The 19805-nt window shown below is 71.1% G+C and carries 21 protein-coding genes and 1 riboswitch; of the genes, 15 read left to right on the top strand and 6 right to left on the bottom strand.

The features are described from left to right. Positions 1–101 precede the first annotated feature (101 nt). Together thrC and ACQP0N_RS30525 are read right to left on the bottom strand one after the other, a co-directional pair. Entirely contained in the window at positions 102–1388 is a 1287-nt protein-coding gene (gene thrC, locus ACQP0N_RS30520) for a threonine synthase (protein WP_433115898.1), read from the bottom strand. Between the two features lie 10 nt (positions 1389–1398). Next, positions 1399–1534: riboswitch (SAM riboswitch) on the bottom strand. A 67-nt stretch (positions 1535–1601) separates the two neighbouring features. Next, positions 1602–2570: a DMT family transporter gene (locus tag ACQP0N_RS30525; protein ID WP_433115900.1), complete on the bottom strand. Its 969-nt coding sequence runs from the start codon at positions 2568–2570 to the stop codon at positions 1602–1604. 91 nt (positions 2571–2661) lie between these two features. Between ACQP0N_RS30525 and ACQP0N_RS30530 the strand changes: the two genes are divergently transcribed. Beyond that, positions 2662–2967 carry an ArsR/SmtB family transcription factor gene (locus tag ACQP0N_RS30530; RefSeq protein ID WP_355050907.1) on the top strand — a complete coding sequence of 102 codons (306 nt, stop codon included), beginning with the start codon at positions 2662–2664 and terminating at the stop codon, positions 2965–2967. Between the two features lie 108 nt (positions 2968–3075). On the opposite strand, the gene ACQP0N_RS30535 is transcribed toward ACQP0N_RS30530, so the two are convergent. Continuing rightward, positions 3076–3519, bottom strand: a complete 444-nt coding sequence (locus ACQP0N_RS30535) for a DoxX family protein (RefSeq protein ID WP_433115902.1) — start codon at positions 3517–3519, stop codon at positions 3076–3078. Positions 3520–3985: 466 nt separating this feature from the next. On the opposite strand from ACQP0N_RS30535, the gene ACQP0N_RS30540 reads away from it, so the two are divergent. From ACQP0N_RS30540 to ACQP0N_RS30560, 5 genes are all read left to right on the top strand, one after another. Then, positions 3986–4249 carry a hypothetical protein gene (locus ACQP0N_RS30540; RefSeq protein ID WP_363660087.1) on the top strand — a complete coding sequence of 88 codons (264 nt, stop codon included), beginning with the start codon at positions 3986–3988 and terminating at the stop codon, positions 4247–4249. Between the two features lie 46 nt (positions 4250–4295). Further along, positions 4296–4781 carry a hypothetical protein gene (locus ACQP0N_RS30545; RefSeq protein ID WP_433115905.1) on the top strand — a complete coding sequence of 162 codons (486 nt, stop codon included), beginning with the start codon at positions 4296–4298 and terminating at the stop codon, positions 4779–4781. Then, positions 4778–5578, top strand: coding sequence for a hypothetical protein (locus tag ACQP0N_RS30550; protein WP_433115907.1), 801 nt, complete (start codon positions 4778–4780; stop codon positions 5576–5578). Before ACQP0N_RS30545 ends, ACQP0N_RS30550 begins: the two co-directional genes overlap by 4 nt. A 107-nt stretch (positions 5579–5685) precedes the next feature. Then, positions 5686–6327, top strand: coding sequence for a hypothetical protein (locus ACQP0N_RS30555; protein ID WP_363660084.1), 642 nt, complete (start codon positions 5686–5688; stop codon positions 6325–6327). After that, on the top strand, positions 6324–6908 hold the full coding sequence (locus tag ACQP0N_RS30560; protein WP_433115909.1) for a hypothetical protein: 585 nt from the start codon (positions 6324–6326) through the stop codon (positions 6906–6908). The genes ACQP0N_RS30555 and ACQP0N_RS30560 overlap by 4 nt, the downstream gene beginning before the upstream one ends. Before the next feature lies 1 nt (position 6909). Here ACQP0N_RS30560 and ACQP0N_RS30565 read toward each other — a convergent pair whose 3' ends face one another. Next, the gene (locus tag ACQP0N_RS30565) at positions 6910–7143 is read right to left on the bottom strand and encodes a GntR family transcriptional regulator (RefSeq protein WP_433115911.1); all 234 of its coding nucleotides are present in this window, start codon (positions 7141–7143) and stop codon (positions 6910–6912) included. Between the two features lie 252 nt (positions 7144–7395). Here ACQP0N_RS30565 and ACQP0N_RS30570 point away from each other — a divergent pair, with 252 nt between their 5' ends. From ACQP0N_RS30570 to ACQP0N_RS30585, 4 genes are all read left to right on the top strand, one after another. Beyond that, positions 7396–7899, top strand: coding sequence for a hypothetical protein (locus tag ACQP0N_RS30570; protein WP_433115913.1), 504 nt, complete (start codon positions 7396–7398; stop codon positions 7897–7899). 43 nt (positions 7900–7942) lie between these two features. Further along, positions 7943–8215 carry a hypothetical protein gene (locus ACQP0N_RS30575; RefSeq protein WP_433115915.1) on the top strand — a complete coding sequence of 91 codons (273 nt, stop codon included), beginning with the start codon at positions 7943–7945 and terminating at the stop codon, positions 8213–8215. Between the two features lie 176 nt (positions 8216–8391). After that, entirely contained in the window at positions 8392–9435 is a 1044-nt protein-coding gene (locus ACQP0N_RS30580; protein WP_433115917.1) for a virulence RhuM family protein, read from the top strand. 120 nt (positions 9436–9555) lie between these two features. Further along, complete coding sequence (locus ACQP0N_RS30585; RefSeq protein ID WP_433115919.1) at positions 9556–10164, top strand: DUF4232 domain-containing protein; 609 nt, start codon at positions 9556–9558, stop codon at positions 10162–10164. Here the strand turns inward: ACQP0N_RS30585 and ACQP0N_RS30590 are convergent. Together ACQP0N_RS30590 and ACQP0N_RS30595 are read right to left on the bottom strand one after the other, a co-directional pair. Further along, a complete protein-coding gene (locus ACQP0N_RS30590) occupies positions 10154–11020 on the bottom strand; it encodes an ABC transporter permease (RefSeq protein ID WP_355050919.1) in 867 nt (288 codons plus the stop codon). The two genes, ACQP0N_RS30585 and ACQP0N_RS30590, sit on opposite strands and share 11 nt — an antisense overlap. Beyond that, the gene (locus tag ACQP0N_RS30595) at positions 11020–13884 is read right to left on the bottom strand and encodes an alpha/beta fold hydrolase (RefSeq protein WP_433115921.1); all 2865 of its coding nucleotides are present in this window, start codon (positions 13882–13884) and stop codon (positions 11020–11022) included. Before ACQP0N_RS30595 ends, ACQP0N_RS30590 begins: the two co-directional genes overlap by 1 nt. A gap of 375 nt (positions 13885–14259) precedes the next feature. Here ACQP0N_RS30595 and ACQP0N_RS30600 point away from each other — a divergent pair, with 375 nt between their 5' ends. The 5 genes from ACQP0N_RS30600 to ACQP0N_RS30620 are packed head-to-tail and all read left to right on the top strand — an operon-like array spanning position 14260 to position 19785. Next, the gene (locus ACQP0N_RS30600; RefSeq protein ID WP_433115924.1) at positions 14260–15432 is read left to right on the top strand and encodes a hypothetical protein; all 1173 of its coding nucleotides are present in this window, start codon (positions 14260–14262) and stop codon (positions 15430–15432) included. Next, positions 15419–18103: a nitrate- and nitrite sensing domain-containing protein gene (locus ACQP0N_RS30605; RefSeq protein WP_433115926.1), complete on the top strand. Its 2685-nt coding sequence runs from the start codon at positions 15419–15421 to the stop codon at positions 18101–18103. Before ACQP0N_RS30600 ends, ACQP0N_RS30605 begins: the two co-directional genes overlap by 14 nt. Further along, positions 18100–18573 carry a roadblock/LC7 domain-containing protein gene (locus ACQP0N_RS30610; protein WP_355050923.1) on the top strand — a complete coding sequence of 158 codons (474 nt, stop codon included), beginning with the start codon at positions 18100–18102 and terminating at the stop codon, positions 18571–18573. Before ACQP0N_RS30605 ends, ACQP0N_RS30610 begins: the two co-directional genes overlap by 4 nt. Beyond that, the gene (locus ACQP0N_RS30615) at positions 18570–19052 is read left to right on the top strand and encodes a DUF742 domain-containing protein (RefSeq protein ID WP_433115928.1); all 483 of its coding nucleotides are present in this window, start codon (positions 18570–18572) and stop codon (positions 19050–19052) included. The genes ACQP0N_RS30610 and ACQP0N_RS30615 overlap by 4 nt, the downstream gene beginning before the upstream one ends. Further along, positions 19030–19785, top strand: a complete 756-nt coding sequence (locus tag ACQP0N_RS30620) for a GTP-binding protein (protein ID WP_433115930.1) — start codon at positions 19030–19032, stop codon at positions 19783–19785. Before ACQP0N_RS30615 ends, ACQP0N_RS30620 begins: the two co-directional genes overlap by 23 nt. Positions 19786–19805: the final 20 nt, after the last annotated feature.

Below are 19805 nucleotides of genomic sequence, written 5' to 3' on the forward strand. Positions count from 1 at the left end.
GCCCTCCCGCACGGAGCATCTTGCGCCGTCCGGTTCCTGCCGTCAAGTCCTGAGCGGCGGGTTTTCCACACTCACAGCGAAAATCCAGTCACCCGGTGGATTCAGCCGAGTAGACCGGCGTCGCGGGCGGCACGCAGGGACGGCTTGATCTGGTGGGTGGGGCCGACCTGGGCGGCGACCGCGTCGATCGTCTTCAGACCTTCGCCGGTGTTGAAGATGACCGTCTCCGCCGTGGGGTCGAGCCGGCCGGACTCGACCAGCTTGCGCAGCACCGCCGCGGTGACGCCGCCCGCCGTCTCGGCGAACACCCCGGTGGTACGGGCCAGGTCGCGGATGCCGGCGCGGATCTCGTCGTCGTCGGCGTACTCCATCCACCCGCCGGTGCGGCGCACCGCCTCCAGGGCGTAGAGGCCAGCGGCCGGGTCGCCGATGTTCAGCGACTTGGCGATGCCGGTGGGCTTGACCGGGATGATCGTGTCGGTGTCGGCGTGCAGGGCCGTCGCGATCGGGTTGCAGCCGGCCGACTGCGCCCCGAACACCTTCCAGCCGCCCGCCGGGGCCTCGACCAGGCCGATCTCGACCAGCTCGGAGAAGGCCTTGTCAATCTTGGTGAGCAGTTCGCCGCTGGCCATCGGGATGACCACCTGGGCGGGGATGCGCCAGCCGAGCTGCTCGGCCACCTCGTACCCGAGGGTCTTGGAGCCTTCCGCGTAGTACGGCCGGACGTTCACGTTGACGAACGCCGTGTCCTCGAACTCGTCGGTCTCCACCAGCTCGCCGCAGAGCCGGTTGACGTCGTCGTACGAGCCGTCGATGGCGACCAGTTCGCCGCCGTACACGGCGGTGGTGATGACCTTGCCCTGCTCCAGGTCGCAGGGGATGAAGACGATCGAGGGCACGCCGGCGCGGGCGGCGTGCGCGGCCACCGAGTTGGCCAGGTTGCCGGTGGAGGCGCAGGCGAACCGGCTGAACCCGAGCGCCTTCGCGGCGGTCAGCGCCACCGAGACGACCCGGTCCTTGAACGAGTGGGTCGGGTTGGCGCTGTCGTCCTTGACCCAGAGCGGCGCGGTGATGCCCAGCTCGGCGGCGAGGTGCGGCGCCGCCACCAGCGGGGTCAGCCCCGGGTCGAGGGTGACCCGGCTGGCCGGGTCCTGCCCGGCGGGCAGCAGCGCGGCGTACCGCCAGATGTTGTTCGGGCCGGCCTCGATCTGCTCGCGGGTGACCGTGGCGAGGGCCGCGGTGTCGTAGTCGACTTCCAGCGGGCCGAAACACTCGTAACAGGCGTGCTGGGCGGCGAGCGGGTAGCGGGCCGAACAGGCGCGGCAGACGAGGGCCCGGGCGGGGCTGGCGGAGGTGTCGATGCCGGAGGCGGCGAGCGTCGACGTCATGTCGAGAGTCCTCTCATCTTTCCCCGCATCGCACGGTGCGGCGGGGACGGAATTGGCACCTGCCCCACGGGTCGCTCAGCGGTGAGCGCGCGGGGTGGTTGCCGGGGCGTCGTCGGGCCGTATCCCTCAGCCCCTCTGGATGAGGTATGCAGTTGTGCCGTCGAGTCTAGGCAACGTTGCCCGGCGCCTCCACCGGGCATCCCAGCCAGTGGGTCAGCGGGCGGCCATCGCCACCGGGTCGACCACCGCGACGGGATCGGTGACCGCCGTCGACTGGGGCGGCGACGAGGGCCGGGGCCGGGTGCGCGCCGCGAGGTTCGCGGCGACCAGGGCGGCGATGGTGATCGCCGCGCCGACCAGTTCGACTCCGTCCGGCCGGTAGCCACGGGCGATCTGCACGACGAACGTGGTCACCGGGACGAGGTTCATGAACAGGGCGGCGTTGGCCGCGCCCAGCCGCTGCACACCGGTGTTCCAGGCCAGCACCGCGACGACGGCGGCGACGAGCACGGCGTACGCCAGTTGTGGGGTGACCGCCACCAGGTCGGCGGCGGCCGGCGCGTGCTGCCACCCGACGGCGTCGGCGCCGATGCTCGCGACCAGCATGGCGGCCGTGCCGGCGAGCGCGGTCAGCGTGGTGAAGCGCAGCGGCGACCACGCGCCGAACCGGGTCGCGCCGTGGGTGTAGATGGCCCAGCCGAGCACCGCGCCGATCATCATGAGGCCGCCGAGACCGAACTGGCCGAGCCCGGCCAGGCTCCCGCGCGTGATCACCAGTCCGACGCCGAGGAGCGCCACCAGGGAGAGGGCCAGCAGGGCAGGCTTCGGCCGTACGCCGTCCCGGGCCCACCGGACCAGTTGGGTGATGATCGGGGTGGTCGCGACGAACAGGGAGATCTGCTGCGGGGCGGCGTGTTCGAGGGCCAGGTTGGTGAGCAGGTTGAAGCCGGCGAAGCCGACGACACCCAGCACCACCACCTCGACTCCCCGACCGCCGAGGCGCAGCGCGGCAGACCCCTCGCGGAGCAGCAGGATGCCGACCAGGATGACGGCGGCGAACAGATAGCGGGCGGTGGTCAGGTTGAGCGGGTCGACCCTCGCCAGCGCGGTGGCCAGGATCGGGAACATCGCACCCCAGGCGAGCGCGGCGAGCAGCGGGTAGGCGGCGGCGCGGGATCGCATCGTCAGCTCCAATGTTCGAGTATCTTCGAACCAACGACACCGACCTTAGGGTGTTGTTCGATCGTTGTCGAACAAGGGTTAGACTGGTCACATGGAGCCGCACGAACCCGACCTGACCGCCGTACCGGTCACCGCCGTACTGGCCGCGCTCGCCGATGACGTGCGGTTGCAGATCGTCCGGGCGCTCGCCGAGGGCGGCGAGGCGGCCTGCGGCAGCTTCGACTTCGGCGTCTCGAAGGCGACCCGCAGCCACCACCTCAAGGTGCTGCGCGAGGCCGGCCTGACGCGCACCCGGGCCGCCGGCACGAGCCGCCTGGTCCGCCTGCGCCGCGACGAGGTGGACAAGCTCTACCCCGGCCTCCTGGACGCGGTCCTCACTCCCCGCCCTGCGGCCTGACCCGTCCACGCCCTTGACTGACCTGTCCACGCCCTTTGGCTGACCCGTCCGCGCACGCGTCGCCGGAGCCGACACGCCGAGGCTCCGGCGACGCGCGTTACGGGTCGGTCAGGCGTTGACCGGGCTGGGCTCGGCCATCGACGGCACCTCGGCACGCCGCTTGAAGAGCACCGAGTCGAGCGCCCACGGGCCCGCGCCGAGCGTCGCGACCAGCAGGAACGACCAGCAGAAGAGGGCTGCCAGCTCACCGCCGTTGCGCAGCGGCAGCAGGTCGTCCGGCTGGTGCACGACGAAGTAGGCGTACGCCATCGAGCCGGACGCGACAAGCGCGGCGGGTCGGGCGAAGAGTCCGACCAGCACCAGCGCGCCGCAGATGAGCTGGATCAGGGCGGCCCACCAGCCCGGCCAGGTGCCGAGCGGTACCGCCTTGCCGGTCATCGGGTTGCCGCCGAACAACCCGAAGACCGACGAGAGGCCGTGCAGCGTGAACAGCAGGCCGATCACGATGCGGAAGAGGGACAGGGTCGGCCCGCCGAGCCGAGAGACGTTCATGGAGACCTCCATCGAAGGGGACAGATCTCTTCCATGGTGGGGCCTCAAGCCATCGATGTTAATAAATTCCTTGCTAGTGGGAAAATCCACGGCGGTACAACCCTTAGCGCAGTGCGGGATCTGCGGCTTCGTCCTGATTTGATCCACACCCGGCAGTAGCTCTCGCGCATTGGGAGCGCTCCCGGCCCCTCAACGTACCGGCTGGGCTGCTACCCGTACACCCTGTCGAGCTGCCCCGGATGCGGGGCAAGCGACTGTCAGGGGGGTGCCGCGACTCGGGCGTCACGCCACCTCGCTCGTCGAGACACCATTGTCCTTTGCAGACCGAAAGATCGAGAACACGCGGCCTGCGTCGTCGTCCAAGAACAACGACTCGGGCCGGGACTGCAAAGACGCTTCGATGTCGGATAGTGTCCGGTCCGACACGGGGCGCGATATCGCTTCGCATCAAGGTCTGGAGGCGCGCATGGCGAGCATCGAGGAAGTCAAGGCAGCGCTTGCGCAGGCCGCCGAGCAGGGCAACGCAACTCAGCAGCAGATTCGCGCCGCCGTCGAGGCCACCGAGCAGACCTTGGCGCGGCTGCGCGCTGTGGCCGCCGGTACTGGGCACCCGGCACTGGCCGAGGCTATCGCCCGCGCCGAGCAGAGCAAACAGCGCCTCGTGGAGGCGATGACGCTGCTTCAGGGCAGCTCGCAGGCCGCCCGAAACTACATGAGCGTCCTGGGCTGAGGGCCTTGGTTGCACTCCGGCTACTGCTTGACGACGGGGAGAAGGCGTGAGTCGACAGACGTCCCGGCTGATGACGGCGGACAACCTCGGCGCACTGCTCTCGCCCCTTGCCGCCGCGACGACCGTTGGCCGAGTCACCTGGACGACGAAGAGTCACGCAACCCGCCAGGGGATCATCCGGGTCGACACCGCTATCGCCACTCTCGCGCCCTGTCGGCTCAGAATGCTGGTGAACTATCTGAAGCCGAGCGAACCGCAGGTCCAGTACCTCGCCGGTGACGGTCGGACGGCGTTCTCGGCTCGCCGGCTCTGTGTCAACACCCCACACCGCCCCTTTGCCGGCACCCATAAGCACCGGGTTGAACCGGGCGGCGGTGAGGAGGGCGTTTACGAGCCGGACGACATCCCCGTCGTCCCGCTGCAACCACGGGTGTCACCCGGCACGTACCGTGCGATCCTGGAATCATTCGCTGCGGAATGCTTCGTCGCAATCGGGGCCGACTTTGCCTGGTCAGAGCCGTGGGAGGGATGATCGTGGACGCTAGGACGGTCATCGGCGCGGTGCTGCGAGCCACCAACGACAACACAGTCGCCCACCCCTACGGCGATGGACTGCTGGTCGACCTGCCCCTGTCCTACGGTGACGGCGATGGCGTGCGGGTCCTGGTCGAGCCGATGGGCACCGGTTTCCGGGTGAGCGACCGAGCCACTGCGGCCACCATGCTGGCAATGGCCGGGGTGAACATCTCCGCCGGCCGCGCGGCCGAGGCATTCGCGGAGATCACCCGCGGCAGCGGCTTGAACGGCGTCAACGCTGTACCAGGTGAATTGGCCACCTTCGGGGCTGCCGACGACGTAGGCCAGCTCATCCTCAACGTAGCGCAGGCATCGCTTCGTGCCGATCAACTGCGGTGGCTCGCTCCTCGCCAGGCCGGCACACGCTTCGTCGACCGGGTCACCGATCGGGTCTCGCACTGGGCGGGCCGCACCCGCAAGCTTCAGCGTGATGCTCCGATCCCACTCGGATCTGGGCGCAGCCGCCAGGTGACCGTCCGGGTAGCCAACGATGGCACGGCAGCCTACGTGCAGGCGCTCAGTCTGCGGGACCCCGACCAGGCCGCCGAGCACTGCTACCACGTCTTCGGCCTGTCGACGATTGCCAAGGAGAGCAGGATCGCCGCCCTCGCCGGCTCAAGGCGGGACTGGCCAGCGGCCATCGTCGCCGAGTTGCAGACGGTCAGCGATGTGGAGTTCTTCGACGACCCGTTCAGCCTTGAGCGGCAACTCGACAAAGTCGTTCCGCCTCCACAACCCGCATTGCGCGGCTGACCGGCGACCACAGCGCGTCCCTCACCGTCACTACCCGTCCTCGCAGGGCTGACCCAGAGTGCGGTTTTCGATAGGGTCAGCGGACCCCCGCACCGAAGGGACGACCCATGCCTCGCGTCATCATCCCAGTGGGCTTCAGCCTCGGGCCGCAACACAGGTACGTGCGGCCAGCCGACCCAACACCCGAGTCGTGGGAGGTGCACCTCGGCGGCGACATGCTTGAGTTGACCGAGGATGAGGTCGGCGTCTACGGTGCCGCCTTCCTCGATGTCGAGGGCCACTCGAAGCTGCGTGTCGATCGTGCCCAGCTCGTGAACTCGCTGCTCAATGCACCAATCCCGCAGCCACGGGCCGAGAGTCTGGTCGGATCGCTGATCGACCGTGGCCTGTTACTGGAGTTCGACCCGGAGGGCCCGCTGGAGGATTTGTTTCGACGCTACCGCCTCTTCCCGACCGCCGAGGGCATGGGCACAACGCCCGAGGAGCCGCACTACCACCGAATGGGCCACCACAATCGGGCACTTGTTGCCGTGCAGAACGATGCGTACGTGATGTGGGCGTTCTCGTTCGTTCACCCGAACTTGTGGGAGGCGTGCGCGTACTTTGCGCGGGCGGACGAGGAGGAGTTGGAGGGGAGCGAGGAGCCGATCGGGCTGACCGCAGAAGGCGTCGCCCGGGAAGTAGCGCTCAACATGCCGATGATGATCGCCACGCAATGTGCGTTCCTGGACCCAGTCGCGGTGCTGTGAGCTATCGACGGCGGGGCTATCGCAATGGTTCGAGGAAGCAGGACGGCTACCTTCGCGCCCTTCGATACGAGGCACCGAAGGAAGGCATCGGCAAACTCGTTGAGAAGCTGAGCGAGTGGGGCGGGGCAGTCCTCGGACTCGCAGCCGCCACTGCGATCGCGAAGCAGGGCGTGTCAGTCCCGCCCACCGTTCTGGCTGGATCCGGGCTCGTGCTTGGTGCCGCTTCTGGGGCTGCCGCGAAAGCGATGGTGACGGCCGCGTTCGACACGGTGCGAGAACGCCGCGGTGGCCGTCGACCCCACAGTCCCGGAGGGAACCGCTCTATCAGTGTTGGCGGCGTCGCCGCAGAGATCGAACAGGTCATCACGTCGATAGAGAGAACCCATCAGGCGCTGCTGGGCACGATGGATCGGATCAGCAACAACAGCGCTTGGCTGATGACAGTGCTCGCGGGGGCGAGCCCGGCAGTCTTGCAACAGGTCGGCGGCCAACTGACTGGCGCGCGCCGGTCGGTTCAGGACGCATGCACCATGCTGCGCCTGTCGAAGGACAGCCTTCGGGGTTATCTACGCTCGATCTGATCTACGCCAGCTCGGGCTTCTCGGCGACGTAGGTGCCCTTGCCCTGGTGCCCCTCCACCAAGCCGCGCTCCCGGAGAATCCGCAGCGCCTGCTGGGCCGTCGTGACACTGATCTTGTACTGCTCGGCCAGTTGCGCATAGGTGGGCAGCTTGTCACCAGGCGCGAGCTCGCCCGCGTTGATCTGCGCGGTGATGGCGTCCACGACACGGATGTAGTCGGCAATGCGGTTGGGCATCAGGTAGCACTCCTCGCTCGGCCCAGCCATTGCAACACGCCAACTTAGTTACCTACAACTTCGACGTTGACTTAGATAACTTAGACACCTACTCTCAGAACCACGGACCTCCTCGCTCGGCAGCAGGAGCTTCGTCCCTCCGGGTGTACGCCCGGACCCAGGCCGGGGCAGCGCGCAGGGCGGCTCGGATGTCCCCCATCTGAGCTGGTTGTCGCGCTGCTCCGGCACCCATCAATGCGAGAGGAGGCCCCCGTGACCGTGACCGAGGCGAGCGCCGCCTGGGAGGTCGAGCAGGTGGCCGGCGAGCTGGGCGAGACGTACCTCGCGGTGGCCGCCGCGACCGTCCTGTTGGAGCGGACCAGCGCCGGCTGTGCCCACCCGGCGATCCGGCACGCGCGGCGTCGCGGAGACGACGCGCTCGACCTGGCCGCCGACGCGGAACGGCAGCTCAGCGACGGCGTTAGCCGGCTGCGCACGGCAGCCGGCCAGCCCAGCATCGGCGACCTGGTCGAGGTGCTGGACACCGCCCGTGACCAGTTCGGTGCCGCCGCCGCGCGGGTCGGTCAGCTTCCGGCGCGGATCAGCGCAGCTCGGCAGCAGCTCGTCGACGCCGGCCAGGCCGACCTTGCCGCCGAGGCAGCGAGTGGGCAGTGGTCCCGGGCCGCCGAACAGATCGACCTGATGGCCGAGAGCCTGACGGCGGCCGTGGAGGCGCTCACGTCGTACACCGAAGGGTTGTCCGGAGCGACCACCTGACGCCGGGCCCAGGACCGGCGCCGCCCGAGCCAAGGGAAGAACCATGACGAAGTACGAGGTACCGCCGCGCTGGATCGTTCACCTACCCACCACCCTGACGAGCGTCGACGGCGCGCGGGCGCTGGCCGAGGCGCTGCGTGACTCGCTCGGGCACGTCACCGCGATCGACTTCGGTGAGACGACGCTCAGCGAGGAGGACCGCCAGTTCGTGCGTACCCGCGTCTGGTGCGACCACCGACTACCCGACGGCGCCCGTTGCGCCCTGCCCACCGACCACCCCGGCGGGTTGTGCGAGCCGGGTGTGACGCGGGAGTGACGTCGGCCGGGTCGGACGAGCCGAAGCCCTGCCCGGCCCCCTCGGTCAGCCTCGCCGACCGACCACCCCACCTGGTTGCCTGACGGACCACGGGTGCGCGATTCGCAACTGCTCCGTCACCGAGCGCTCGACTAACGTGAACGGTCGGCGCGACAGCCGACAGCAGAGGAGCCACGGTGACCGACCCCGCCGGAGAGCTGGTTCTCTACCGCACCCACGACGGCAGCTCCGTCGTCCAACTGAGGGCAGCCAGGGGAACGGTCTGGCTGACCCAGGCCCAGATGGCCGAGCTGTACGGCACCTCGGTGCAGAACATCGGGCAGATCCTGTCCCGGGTGCTGGCCGATGGAGAAGTGACCGAGGCAACTATCAACTCTGAGTTGATGGTTCGAATGGAGGGCGCGCGGCAGGTACGGCGCGAGGTCAAGCTCTACAACCTCGACATGATCCTGGCCGTCGGCTACCGGGTGACCACACCCCGCGCGGTGCAGTTCCGCCAATGGGCCACGACCGTGCTGTCGGAGTACCTGGTCAAGGGCTTCGCCATGCAGGACGAACGACTCAAGGACCCCGCTGCTGCGGATTACTTCGACGAGCTGCTGGAACGCATCCGGGACATCCGGGCATCCGAGAAGCGCTTCTACCAGAAGGTCCGCGACATCTTCGCCGCCACCAGCGCCGACTACTCCGGGACCAGCGATACCGCCAAGACCTTCTTCGCCACCATCCAGAACAAGTTGATCTACGCGGTCACCGGCCACACCGCTGGTGAGCTGATGGTGAAGCGGGCCGACCCGAGTTCACCCACCATGGGCTTGACCACCTGGCGGGGCCAGCAAGTACGCAAGGCGGACATCGCTGTCTCCAAGAACTACCTGACCGCTGACGAGATCAGCGAGTTGAATCGCCTGACCACGATGTTCCTCGACTTCGCCGAGGACCGGGCACGCCGCCGACAGCAGATCCTGATGGCGGAATGGGTTCAGCGCGTCGACGCGTTCCTGACCTTCAATGAACGGCAGGTGTTGACCGGTGCTGGCGGAATCTCCGCCACTGCGGCCGAAGCGCGGGTCGGGCAGGTGTACACCGAATTCGATCACCGACGTCGCGAGAAGCAGGCAGAGGAGGCGCGCCAACAGGAGGAACAGGACCTCGCCGAGCTGCTGGAATTCGAGCGGCGCGGCCGGCTTGGTAGCGGGCCACCAGAGGGTGCCGCCTGACCCGATGCCCCAGATCTGGGGCAGCTCGACAGCGTCTGAGCAGGGGACGGCAGGTCATACCCAGAGGATCGGCGACCGCCCGGGCAGCGGCGGACCACGGCCGTCGGCGAGGATCGAGGAATGATCTTTCGCAACACCATCGGGCTACGGGTCGGCGCAGCGGCCGCTTTGCTGGTCACGCTCAGCGCCTGCGTGCCGCGCGATCACGCGGGGCAGGGCGGCGACCCCACCGACCCGCCGCCCAAGGTCACGACCGCGCCCAGCGCGAGCGCGTCGGCTAGCACCGCCCCGGTGGCCGAGTGCCCGCCGTCCGGTGTCCGGATCCGGTCGACCGGCGGGGACGCGGCGATGGGGCTACGCGCCCTCGGCCTGGAGCTGGTCAACTGCGGTGACCGCCCGTACCGGCTCAACGGGTACCCGACGGTGTGGGTCCTCGACGAGCAGCGCAAGCCGATCATCCTGGCGGTGCAGAACGGGGCGAAGGACATCACGTCAGGCTACGACCAGCCGCCGCAGCCGATCACCCTGGCACCCGGCGAACGGGCCATCGCCAGCGTCCTCTGGCGCAACCTGGTCACCGACTCGACGGTGGTCGCCACCGACGGTGCGTACCTGACGGTGGCGCCCGCCGCCGGTCAGCCGGCCGAGGAGGTCGATCCGGACGGCCCGGTCGACGTGGGCAACACCGGGCGGATCGGCGTCAGCGCCTGGCGGATGCCTACGACGTGATGTCCTTGCGGGTGAAGCGCCAGAACGCCAACCCCCAGAACAGCGTCGCGTAGCTGATCGCCGAGATGGTGCCGCGTACCACGTCGTCGGTCTGCACCGGTGTGGACAGCAACCCGAGCCAGGCGGTGCTGAAGTGGGTGGGCAGGAAGTCCCGGAGCCCGCCCAGGGCGGTGATCTGGTCCAGGATGCTGGACAGGATCCACAGCAGGACCGCTCCGCCCACCGCGCCCAGCGCGGCGTCCGTCGTCACCGACAGCAGGAACGCCAGGCCGGCCACCACCAGGAGTACGACCGCCAGGTAGCCGAGCACGGCCAGCAACCGGAGCAGCCCCTCCCCCGGCTCCAGCTCGGCGGCCACGGTGCTGCGCAGCGGCGACCAGCCGTAGCGCAGGGTCCCCGCGAGCAGGGCGGTGCCGGCCAACAACACCAGAGCCAGACCCGAGTACGCGAGCGCGACCACCAGCTTCACCGTCAGCAGCCGCGCCCGGGGCACCGGGATCGCCAGCAGGTAGCGCAGGCTCCCCCAGCTCGCCTCGCTGGCCACCGTGTCGCCGCAGAACAGCGCGACGACCACCACCAGCAGGAACGACGCCGACACGAAGATCGAGAAGAGGGTGAAGTTGAGCCCGCCCGAGGTGGCCAGGTCGACGAGGCTGGCGAACTCGTTGTTGCCGTTGTCGTCGTCACCACCGGAGTTGAACTGGAAGGCGATCAGGATGATCAGCGGCAGCAGCACCATGAACCCGAGCGCCAGTTGGGTCCGCCGCCGGGACGCCTGCCGGCGGAACTCCGCCGCGAAGGGCAGGGTGGCCGACGGCCGGTAGCCCCGGGCCTCGCCCGCGTCGACAACAGCCATCACCGGTCACCGCTTCCCCGAGAGTTCTCGCCCACCAGGGCGAGGAACGCGTCTTCCAGGCGTCGCCGGGGCACCACCCGGTCCACCCCGATGCCGGCGCGCACCAGCTCGGCCACCACCTCGCTGCGGGCCGTGCCGTTGGTGTCGACGACCAACTGCCCGTCGCTCTCCGGCAACACCCGTACGCCGTGCAGCCGGTCCAGCACGGCCCGCGCCGCCTCCGGATCGGTGACGTCGAACAGCACGCTCGGCGACTCGCCGACGATCTCCTGGACCGGCCCGGAGGCCACGATCCGGCCCTTGTTGACCACCACCGCGTGCGTGCAGGTCTGCTCCACCTCGGCCAGCAGGTGACTGGAGACCAGCACCGCCCGCCCGTCGGTGGCGTACCGCTGGAGGACCCGGCGCATCTCGGCGATCTGCGGCGGGTCCAGCCCGTCGGTCGGCTCGTCCAGCACCAGCAGCTCGGGGAGGCCGAGCATGGCCTGGGCGATGGCGAGCCGCTGGCGCATGCCGTGGCTGTAGTTCTTGATCTTCCGGTGCACCGAGTCGCCCAGACCGGCGATCTCCAACGCCTCGTCGAAGTGCGCGTCCTCGGCCGGTCGCCCGGTGGCCCGCCAGTACGCCCGCAGGTTCGCCAGGCCGGAGAGGTGCGGCAGGAATCCCGGCCCCTCCACGAGCGCGCCGATGCGGGACAGGACCGGCGAGCCGGGCACCAGCCGACGGCCGAACACGTAGATCTCCCCGGCGGTCGGCTGGGTCAGCCCCATCAGCACCCGCAGGGTGGTGGTCTTGCCCGCGCCGTTGGGTCCCAGCAGGCCCACCACCTGACCCGGGTGCACCTCGAAGTCCACGTTCGACACCGCCACGAACCCGTCCGCGTACTCCTTGCGCAGCGCGCGCACGGCCAGCGGCGTGTCCGCGTACTCCGGATGCACCGAGCGGTCCTGGCGGCGATGCCGGCGGCGGACGACGGCGACGACCACGACGAGCCCGATCAGGATGGCGGCGAGCAGGCCGGCGAGCACCCAGCGCCAGACGGTCGCCGCGGTGGGGATCGGCTCGCCGTCGACCGTGGGCAGGCTGACCGCGCCGTCCGCGGCCACCGTGTAGACGGTGGGCGCGGCGGGGGTGGTGTACGCCTGGTCGGAGCTGGCGACCACCAGGCGCAGCCGGTGCCCCGCCTCGATCCGGCGGACGATCCCGGGCAGCGTCACGGTGACCGGGCGGGCGTCCTGCACCCGCTGCGGCAGACCGGTGAGGCGGATCGGCGCGACCAGACCGTTCGGCAGGGTCGCCGCGCCGTCCTTGTCGACGTCGTACAGCTTGACGAAGAGGACCGCCTCCCCGGTGGGCGAGGCGGCCCGCACGGTCACGGTGGGCGCACCGGCCACGTCGACCGCCTCGGTCAGCGGCGTCGACTCGAAGCGCGCATGCTGACCGGGCACGTCGCCGGCCACCCCGTCGAGCAGCGAGGCGAGGCCGCCGGCGAACGGAATCGAGGAGATGGCGGCCGGGTTGCCGTTCGGCGGGTTCGCGATCGGCTGCGCCGGACCGGCGACGGCCACCTCCCGGCGGGCGTTGCCGGCGAGGCCGGGGTAGTCGGCGCGGCGGAAACCGGTGGCGACCAGACCCCGGTCGAGCGCGTCGAACCCGGCGATCCGGGACCAGGTGAAGTCGTCGCCGGGCGCGTCGCCCTCGCCCTTGACGTAGTGGTCGAGCCACTGGATGGTCAGGAACTTCACCCGGTCCTCGTCCGAGCGCGGTCCACTGCCGCCGTCGTGCCCGCCGGTGAACCAGGCGACCCGCACCGGGGTGCCGGCGGCGGCGATCCCCCGGGCGTTCGCGTCCGCCTCGCCGAGCGGAAAGAGCGTGTCCGCCTCGCCCTGCACCAGCAGGGTGGGCGCCTTGATCCGGTCCAGCACACCGGCCGGGCTGGACCGGCGCAGCAGGTCGACGGCCGCCTGGTCGGCCCGGCCCGCGGTGGCGATCCGCAGGTACGCGGCGCACACGTCGGCCGCGAACCGCCCGCAGGACGGGTCGGCGGCACCGGCCGGTAGGCCACCGGGCGCGGTTCCGGGACCCGCGCCCGGCCCCGGGCTCGGTGCGCCGGCGGACGCCGGCGCTCCTTCCGGTTGGGCGGCGGTCGTACCGGCGAGCCCGGCCGGGCCGCTGCCCACGTTGCCACCGCCGCCGAAGAAGAGGCCGGCCCAGCCCTTCTTGAACACGCCCTCGGTCGGCGCCCCGCCGGTGCTCTCCGGCAGGAAGGCCCGGGACAGGTCGTTCCAGGTGATCATGGGGACGATCGCGTCCACCCGCTGGTCCTGCGCGGCAAGCAGCAGCGCCAGGCCGCCGCCGTACGAGCCGCCGACCACGCCCACCTTCGGGTCGCCGGGGGCGTCGGTCCGCACCTCGGGCCGGGCGGCCAGCCAGTCCAGCAGCCGCTGGGCGTCGCGCACCTCGTAGTCGGGGTTGTCCAGGTGGATCTCGCCGCCGCTGCGGCCGAAGCCCCGCGCGGTCCAGGTGAGCACCGCGTAGCCGCGTCCGGCGAACTCCTCCGCGTCCGAGCGCACCGACTCCTTCGTGCCGCCGAAGCCGTGCGCCAGCAGGACCGCGGGGACCTTCCGGCCGGACGACGCGCCGGGCGGTAGGTAGAGGGTCGTGTCCAGGTCCACGGGTTGGTCACCGGACGGTCCGGAGCGGACGGTGAGCATCGCGCTCTGGGTGCGGACGTCCGATCCCTGCGGCCACACCGCCCAGGTCACGGCGGCAGCCAGCAGCACGACGACCGCCGCTGCGGCGATCGCGCGGCGGCGGGTGGGCAGGGCACGCCGGAACCACGCGGCCGGCGACGGCGATCTCATGCGGCACACGGTACGGCGCGCAGCCTGAGCGTTGGCTGAGATCCGCCGTACGTCCGTCCGGTTGCCCCGATCGGTGATCCGGTCCGGTGCGACCGAGCATCAGGCGTGGCGGGCCAGTGAGTTGACTTCGGATCCCGTGAATTCCGATCTTTCGCGGATATCACCCTCGATGCCTTCATGTCACACCAACGAATCGGACAGAGCGTGCCCGGAACCCTGACGAACGGTGACATCGCTCGAACTGACGCAAACCTGACTCGTCGCAACCGGCCAGCTCGCCTGGGGGTTCGATTAGTTTTCCGGTCCGGTGGACGGGACTTGTCGGCGAACCCGACACCGCGCCGATCCCCCGCCCGACGCCGGAGGAGACACCCCATGACAGTCCCCGCGCCGCGGGCCCGTCGACGAACGTCCATGCTCGGCCGATCGCTGCCGTTGCTGCTCATCGTCGCGCTGCTCGCGCCGGTGGGCACGCTCTTCGCGTCCACCTGGCGACACACCGGCGACGATCGGAGCCTCGCCGACCGGGAACGACTCGGCGTGGAGTACCTCCGCGCGCTGGCCCCGGTCACCGAGACACTGGTGGAGGCCCAGACCACCGCCGTCGCCGGCCGTCCCGTCCCGGGCGAGCCCCTGACCCGCGCCGTCGAGCAGGCCGCCGCGGTGGACGCCCGCATCGGCGGAGAACTGCGCACGCAGGAACGGTGGGCCGGGCTACGCGCCAAACTGGAGGCGCTGCGCGAGCGCAGCCCCGCCGACCCGGAGGCCGCCTACACCGCGTACGGCGAGGTCACCGACCTGCTGCTCGCCCTGCACCGCAAGGTCCGGGAGAGCTCAGGGCTGGGCCGTGACCCGGGCGCCGACTCGTTCTTCCTGCAGGACAGCGCCGGCCAGAAGCTGCCCGAGGCGGTGGTGGGCGCCGGCCGGCTCGCCGACCTGGGTGTGCTCACCGCTCGACGACCGGCCGCCGAACGGCCCCGGAGCCTGATGGAGATGACCGGCCTGCGGGTGGCCGCCCTGGCACCCGCGACCGAGGTGGTCGACAACCTGCGCTCCGCCGTGGACAACTCGGAGAGCACCGACCTGGGCGCCAACGTGCTGACCCCGCTCGACGCCTACCAGCGGTCGGTGGAGGCGATGGCCCTGTACTCGACGCCCAGCGCCTCGGGAACGGTGGACCAGGGCCAACTGGCCGCCACCGCGCTCAACTCGCGCAACGCCGCCCGGCAGCTTCAGCCCGTCATCCTCGGCGAGTTGGACACCCTGCTCACCGAACGGATCGACGGGTTGGCCCGGGACCGGTGGCTGGCCGCCGGGGCGGCCGGGATGGCCGCGCTGGTGCTGATCTGGCTCGCCGTACTGCTGATCGCCGCCGACCGGCGGACACGCCGCCGGGCCGCCACACCGGACGCCACGACCCCGGCCGCCGCGCCGACCGGCGACCCCTGGCAACCACCGGCCGCGACCGACCTCCGACCGCTGCAACCGGTGGGCGCGGCCCACGAGCCGGTCGCCGAGCAGTGGGGGCCCTTCGATGCTGCTCGCTAGGCTCCGGATCCGCGGGAAGCTCGCGCTGCTCGTGGTGATTCCCCTGCTGAGCATGGTCGGCCTCGCGGTGCCCGTGGTGCTCGACCGGGTGGCCGCCGCCCAGCGCGCCGCCGACATCACCGACCAGGTACGGCTCGCCAGCCGGGTCGGCAGCCTCGTCCAGGACCTCCAGCAGGAGCGCATCCTGTCGATCGGCTTCCTCCTCGGCCGGGTCGAACGCTCCGAGGTGATCCGCAAGGCGGCCGACGTAGACGACCGGGTGGCCGACCTGCGGGCCGACGGCGGCGACGCGCTGACCGAGCAGGTCGACCACGCGCTCAACGGGGTGTCCCGGCTGGGTGACCTGCGCAGGGCGGTACTTGCCCGCACCGCGAACCCCGGCCAGGTGATGGACGCCTTCGGCCCGGTCAACCGGGAGTTGATCGGATCGCTCCGGCTGGTCTTCAGTGTGGACACCGAGACGTTGCCCGGCCGCCAGGTGCTCGCCCTGGACGGGCTGCTCCGCGCCGACGAGGGCATCGGCTCCTGCGCCACGCTGAGCATCCTCGTCAAGGCGATCGGCACTCCGGACACCACCGCCGGCTACGTGGCGTGCATCGCGGCCCTCCAGGTCGACAACGCGCGCTTCCGCAGCCTGATCACGCCCGAGCAGCTCAAGGTGGCCCAGCTCAACGATGCCGCCGTGGCCGCGCGTACCAGCCCCGACTTCCTGATCACCAGCGCCCGGGACCCGGCCGGGGCGGTCCGCGACGTGCCGATGGAGGCGCTGTTCCCGGCCGTCCGCACGATGATCCGGCTAGGTCAGTTCGTCGAGAAGAAGATCGTCGCCGACGTTCTCGCCGAGGTGAAGGCCGACCAGCGCCGCGCGCTCACCGCCGCCTACCTGGTAGCTGGCGCGGCGGCGCTGATCCTGGCGCTGGTGGTGCTGCTCAGCGCGGCGGTGGCGCGTACGGTGGCCCGACCGCTGACCCAGCTCACCCGCTCCGCCGACCGGGTCGCCCGGGTCGCGGAGGCGGAGCTGGTCCGGGTCACCGACGACGAGGCGGAGAGCGCCCAGTCGGTCCGGTTGCAGCCGGTGGTCATCTCCTCCAGCGACGAGATCGGTGACCTGGCCCGGGCGTTCGACCGGGTGCAGAACACCGCCGCCCAGTTGGTCGAGCGGCAGATCGCCGGCCGGCGCAACGTGGCGCAGATGTTCGGGCACGTCGGACGGCGTACCCAGAACCTGGTGAGCCGGCAGCTCGCGCTGATCGACCGGCTGGAGCAGCAGGAGGCCGACGCGGGCCGGTTGGAGCACCTGTACCGGCTCGACCACATCTCCAGCCGGCTGCGCCGCAACGCCGGCAGCCTCGTGGTGCTCTCCGGATCAGCCGGCGCCGACGCGCACACCGCGCCGGTTCCGCTGGCCGACGTGGTCCGGTTGGCGCTCGGCGAGATCGAGGACTACACCCGCGTCGACGTGCAGGTGCCGGCGGGTGTCGCCGCCGCGCCGGCCGTCATCGGCGACCTCGTCCTGGCACTGGCCGAGCTGATGGAGAACGCGACGGTCTTCTCCCCGCCGCACACCCGGGTCGTGGTGACCGGCGAGACGTCCGGGCTGGGCGCCCGGATCACCGTCGTGGACCACGGCATCGGCATGAGCGAGCAGCGGCTCACCGAGGAGAACGCCCGGCTCACCCGGCGCGAACGTCTCGACCTCGCGCCGACCGAGGTGCTCGGTCTCTTCGTGGTGGGCCGGCTGGCTCGCCGCCACGGCTGGGAGGTGCGTCTCGCGGCCACCGTTGGCGGCGGCGTGACCGCCCAGGTGGAGATTCCCCAGGCGTCACTGGTGCTGCGTCGCGCCGACCGGGCCGGGGCGACGGTCGCCCGGGCCGCCGTACCGGACCGGGGACGACGGCTGGCTCTCGACTCCACCCGGGGCGCTCGTGCCCGGGGCGCCGTCGCCGCGCCGGCCACCACCGCACCGGCCGTCGCCGCAGCCGCCGCAGTGCCATCGTCCGGCTTCGACACGGACCTGCTCAGCCGGGCCACCCGCAGCCTGGAGTCCGGCGAGTCCTGGGACGCCTTCGGCGCTCGGGAGTCGACGGACGCCGCCGCGACCGCCCGTACGACACCGCAAGCCGCCGCCGTCGCGCAGAGCGCCACCACGACAGGGACGTCCGCCGGCCCCCGGATCCGGCAGCGGGTGCCCGGCGCGAGCCTCGCCGCGACCGCCGCACCCACCCGGCCGGTCGACGCCACCAGCGCCGACCCGGACGCCGCCCGCGCGCTGGTCGAGGCGTTCCAGTCCGGCGTACGCCGGGCCGAGTCGAGCGCCCCACCCGCCGATGGTCCCGGCGGGAACTGGTCGATGCGGACGGTCACCGACCCGCCCGCCAGCGCGGGGCCCACGGCGGCGGATTCCGGAGCTACCGTCGACCTGCCCACCACCCCGGGCGGCTTCGGGCCGACCGTGGCGGACACCGGCGGCACCAACCGGGGCCGTCCCCGGCTGAGCCGGCGCGTGCCCGGCGCGAACCTGACGGTCTCACCGCCCAACCCACCAGCCAGCCCGCAGCTCGGCGACCCGGCCGAGGTGCGCAACCTCATCACCGAGTTCGAGGCGGGCGTCGCCCGCGCTCTCCGCGAAGTCAGCCCAGATCGTCGGAACGAAGAAGGATCATCACGGTGACCAGCCCCTTCCTGCACGACAACGTCGACCAGACCCAGCCGGCCGCCGCCGGGGACCTCAGCCCCGAGGCCCGCACGTTCAACTGGCTGCTGGACTCCTTCACCTCCAGCACCGCCGGGGTGTTGGAGGCGATCGCGGTCTCCTCGGACGGGCTGCTGATGGCGATGTCGGCCATCAAGGACCGCTCCAACGCGGAGCGTCTGGCGGCCGTGGTCTCCGGCATGACCAGCCTCGCCGGGGGCGCGGCGAGTTGGTACGCGCTCGGCGGCCTCAACCGGGTGATCGTCGACATGGCCGACGGGTACCTGTTGATCAGCGCCATCAGCAGCGGTTCCGTGTTGGGTGTCGTCGCCGACCGCTCGGCGAACCTGGGCACCGTCGCGTACGAGATGACGCTCTTCGCCGGCCGGGCCGGCGGCGCGCTCACCCCCCGCCTGATCGCCGAGCTGAAGAACGCCGTTCAGCAGTGACTCCCGACGTCGCCGGCGAGGATCCGGACCCGGAGCCCGGGGTACGGATCCGCCCCTACCTGCGCACGCCGCACCCGGGTGGGGGCGGCGCGTCGGCGGCGCCGGAGCCGACGCCGGCTCCGGACGACAGTGGCCCGGCCGGTCTGCGGCCGTTCGTGCTCACCGCCGGGCGGGTGGCCGGCGCGGATCCGGCGATCGGACTCGAGACGCAGGTGACCCGCTCCGACGTCGCCCGGTGGACGGGCACGCCGGTCAGCCTGCTGGCGCCGGAGCTTCAGGCGATCATCGCGCTCTGCGCCGAACCGATCTCGGTGGCCGAGATCTCCGCCCGGGCCCGGCTGCAGTTCGGCGTGACCCGCGTGCTGGTGGGCGACCTGCGGGCCGCCGGGCACCTGGACGTGCACGTCACCGACGCCAACGACGCCTACGACCCCGACCTCATCCTGCGAGTGATTGATGGACTTCGTGCGATCTCCTGAATGGCCGGTCGCCCCGATCGGGGGTCTCGCCGGCAACAGCGCCACCGCCCGCTACGGCGCGGCCGCGGGCACTCCGCCGGCGTCCGGGCGGGCCAGCGCGCCACCGCCGACCGGGCCGCCGCCTCCGTACCGGCCGCCGGCCGAAACGGGACCGACCAGCCGTCCGTCGGCCGCGCCGCCCGTACCGGTCAAGATCCTCGTCGCCGGTGGGTTCGGGGTGGGCAAGACCACCACGGTCGGCGCGATCTCCGAGATCGCGCCGCTGACCACCGAGGCCGAGATGACCAGCGCCGGCATCGGCGTGGACGACCCGGGCGTACGGTCGAACAAGACCACGACCACGGTGGCGATGGACTTCGGCTGTGTGACGATCGACCGCAGCCTGAAGCTCTACCTGTTCGGGACCCCGGGGCAGTCCCGCTTCGGCTTCATGTGGGACGACCTCGCCCGGGGCGCGCTCGGCGCGCTCGTGGTCGTCGACAGCGCACGCCTTGACGACTGCTTCCCGGCGATCGACTTCTTCGAGCGGGCCGGTCTGCCGTTCGTGGTGGGGGTCAACGCGTTCGACGGGCGACTGGCACTGGAACTCGGCGAGATCCGCTGGGCGCTGGCCATCGGCGACCACGTACCCCTGGTGCAGTTCGACGCCCGGGACCGACTCTCGGTGCGGGACGCCCTGCTGGTCGTCCTGGACCGCGCGTTGGACCGGGCCACCCGGGACAGGAAGGCCTGAGCCGACCGGCTCCGGCCGTG

Origin of the sequence: Micromonospora sp. CA-246542, from assembly GCF_050942905.1 — a bacterium.
In the GTDB taxonomy this organism is placed as follows: Bacteria; Actinomycetota; Actinomycetes; order Mycobacteriales; family Micromonosporaceae; genus Micromonospora.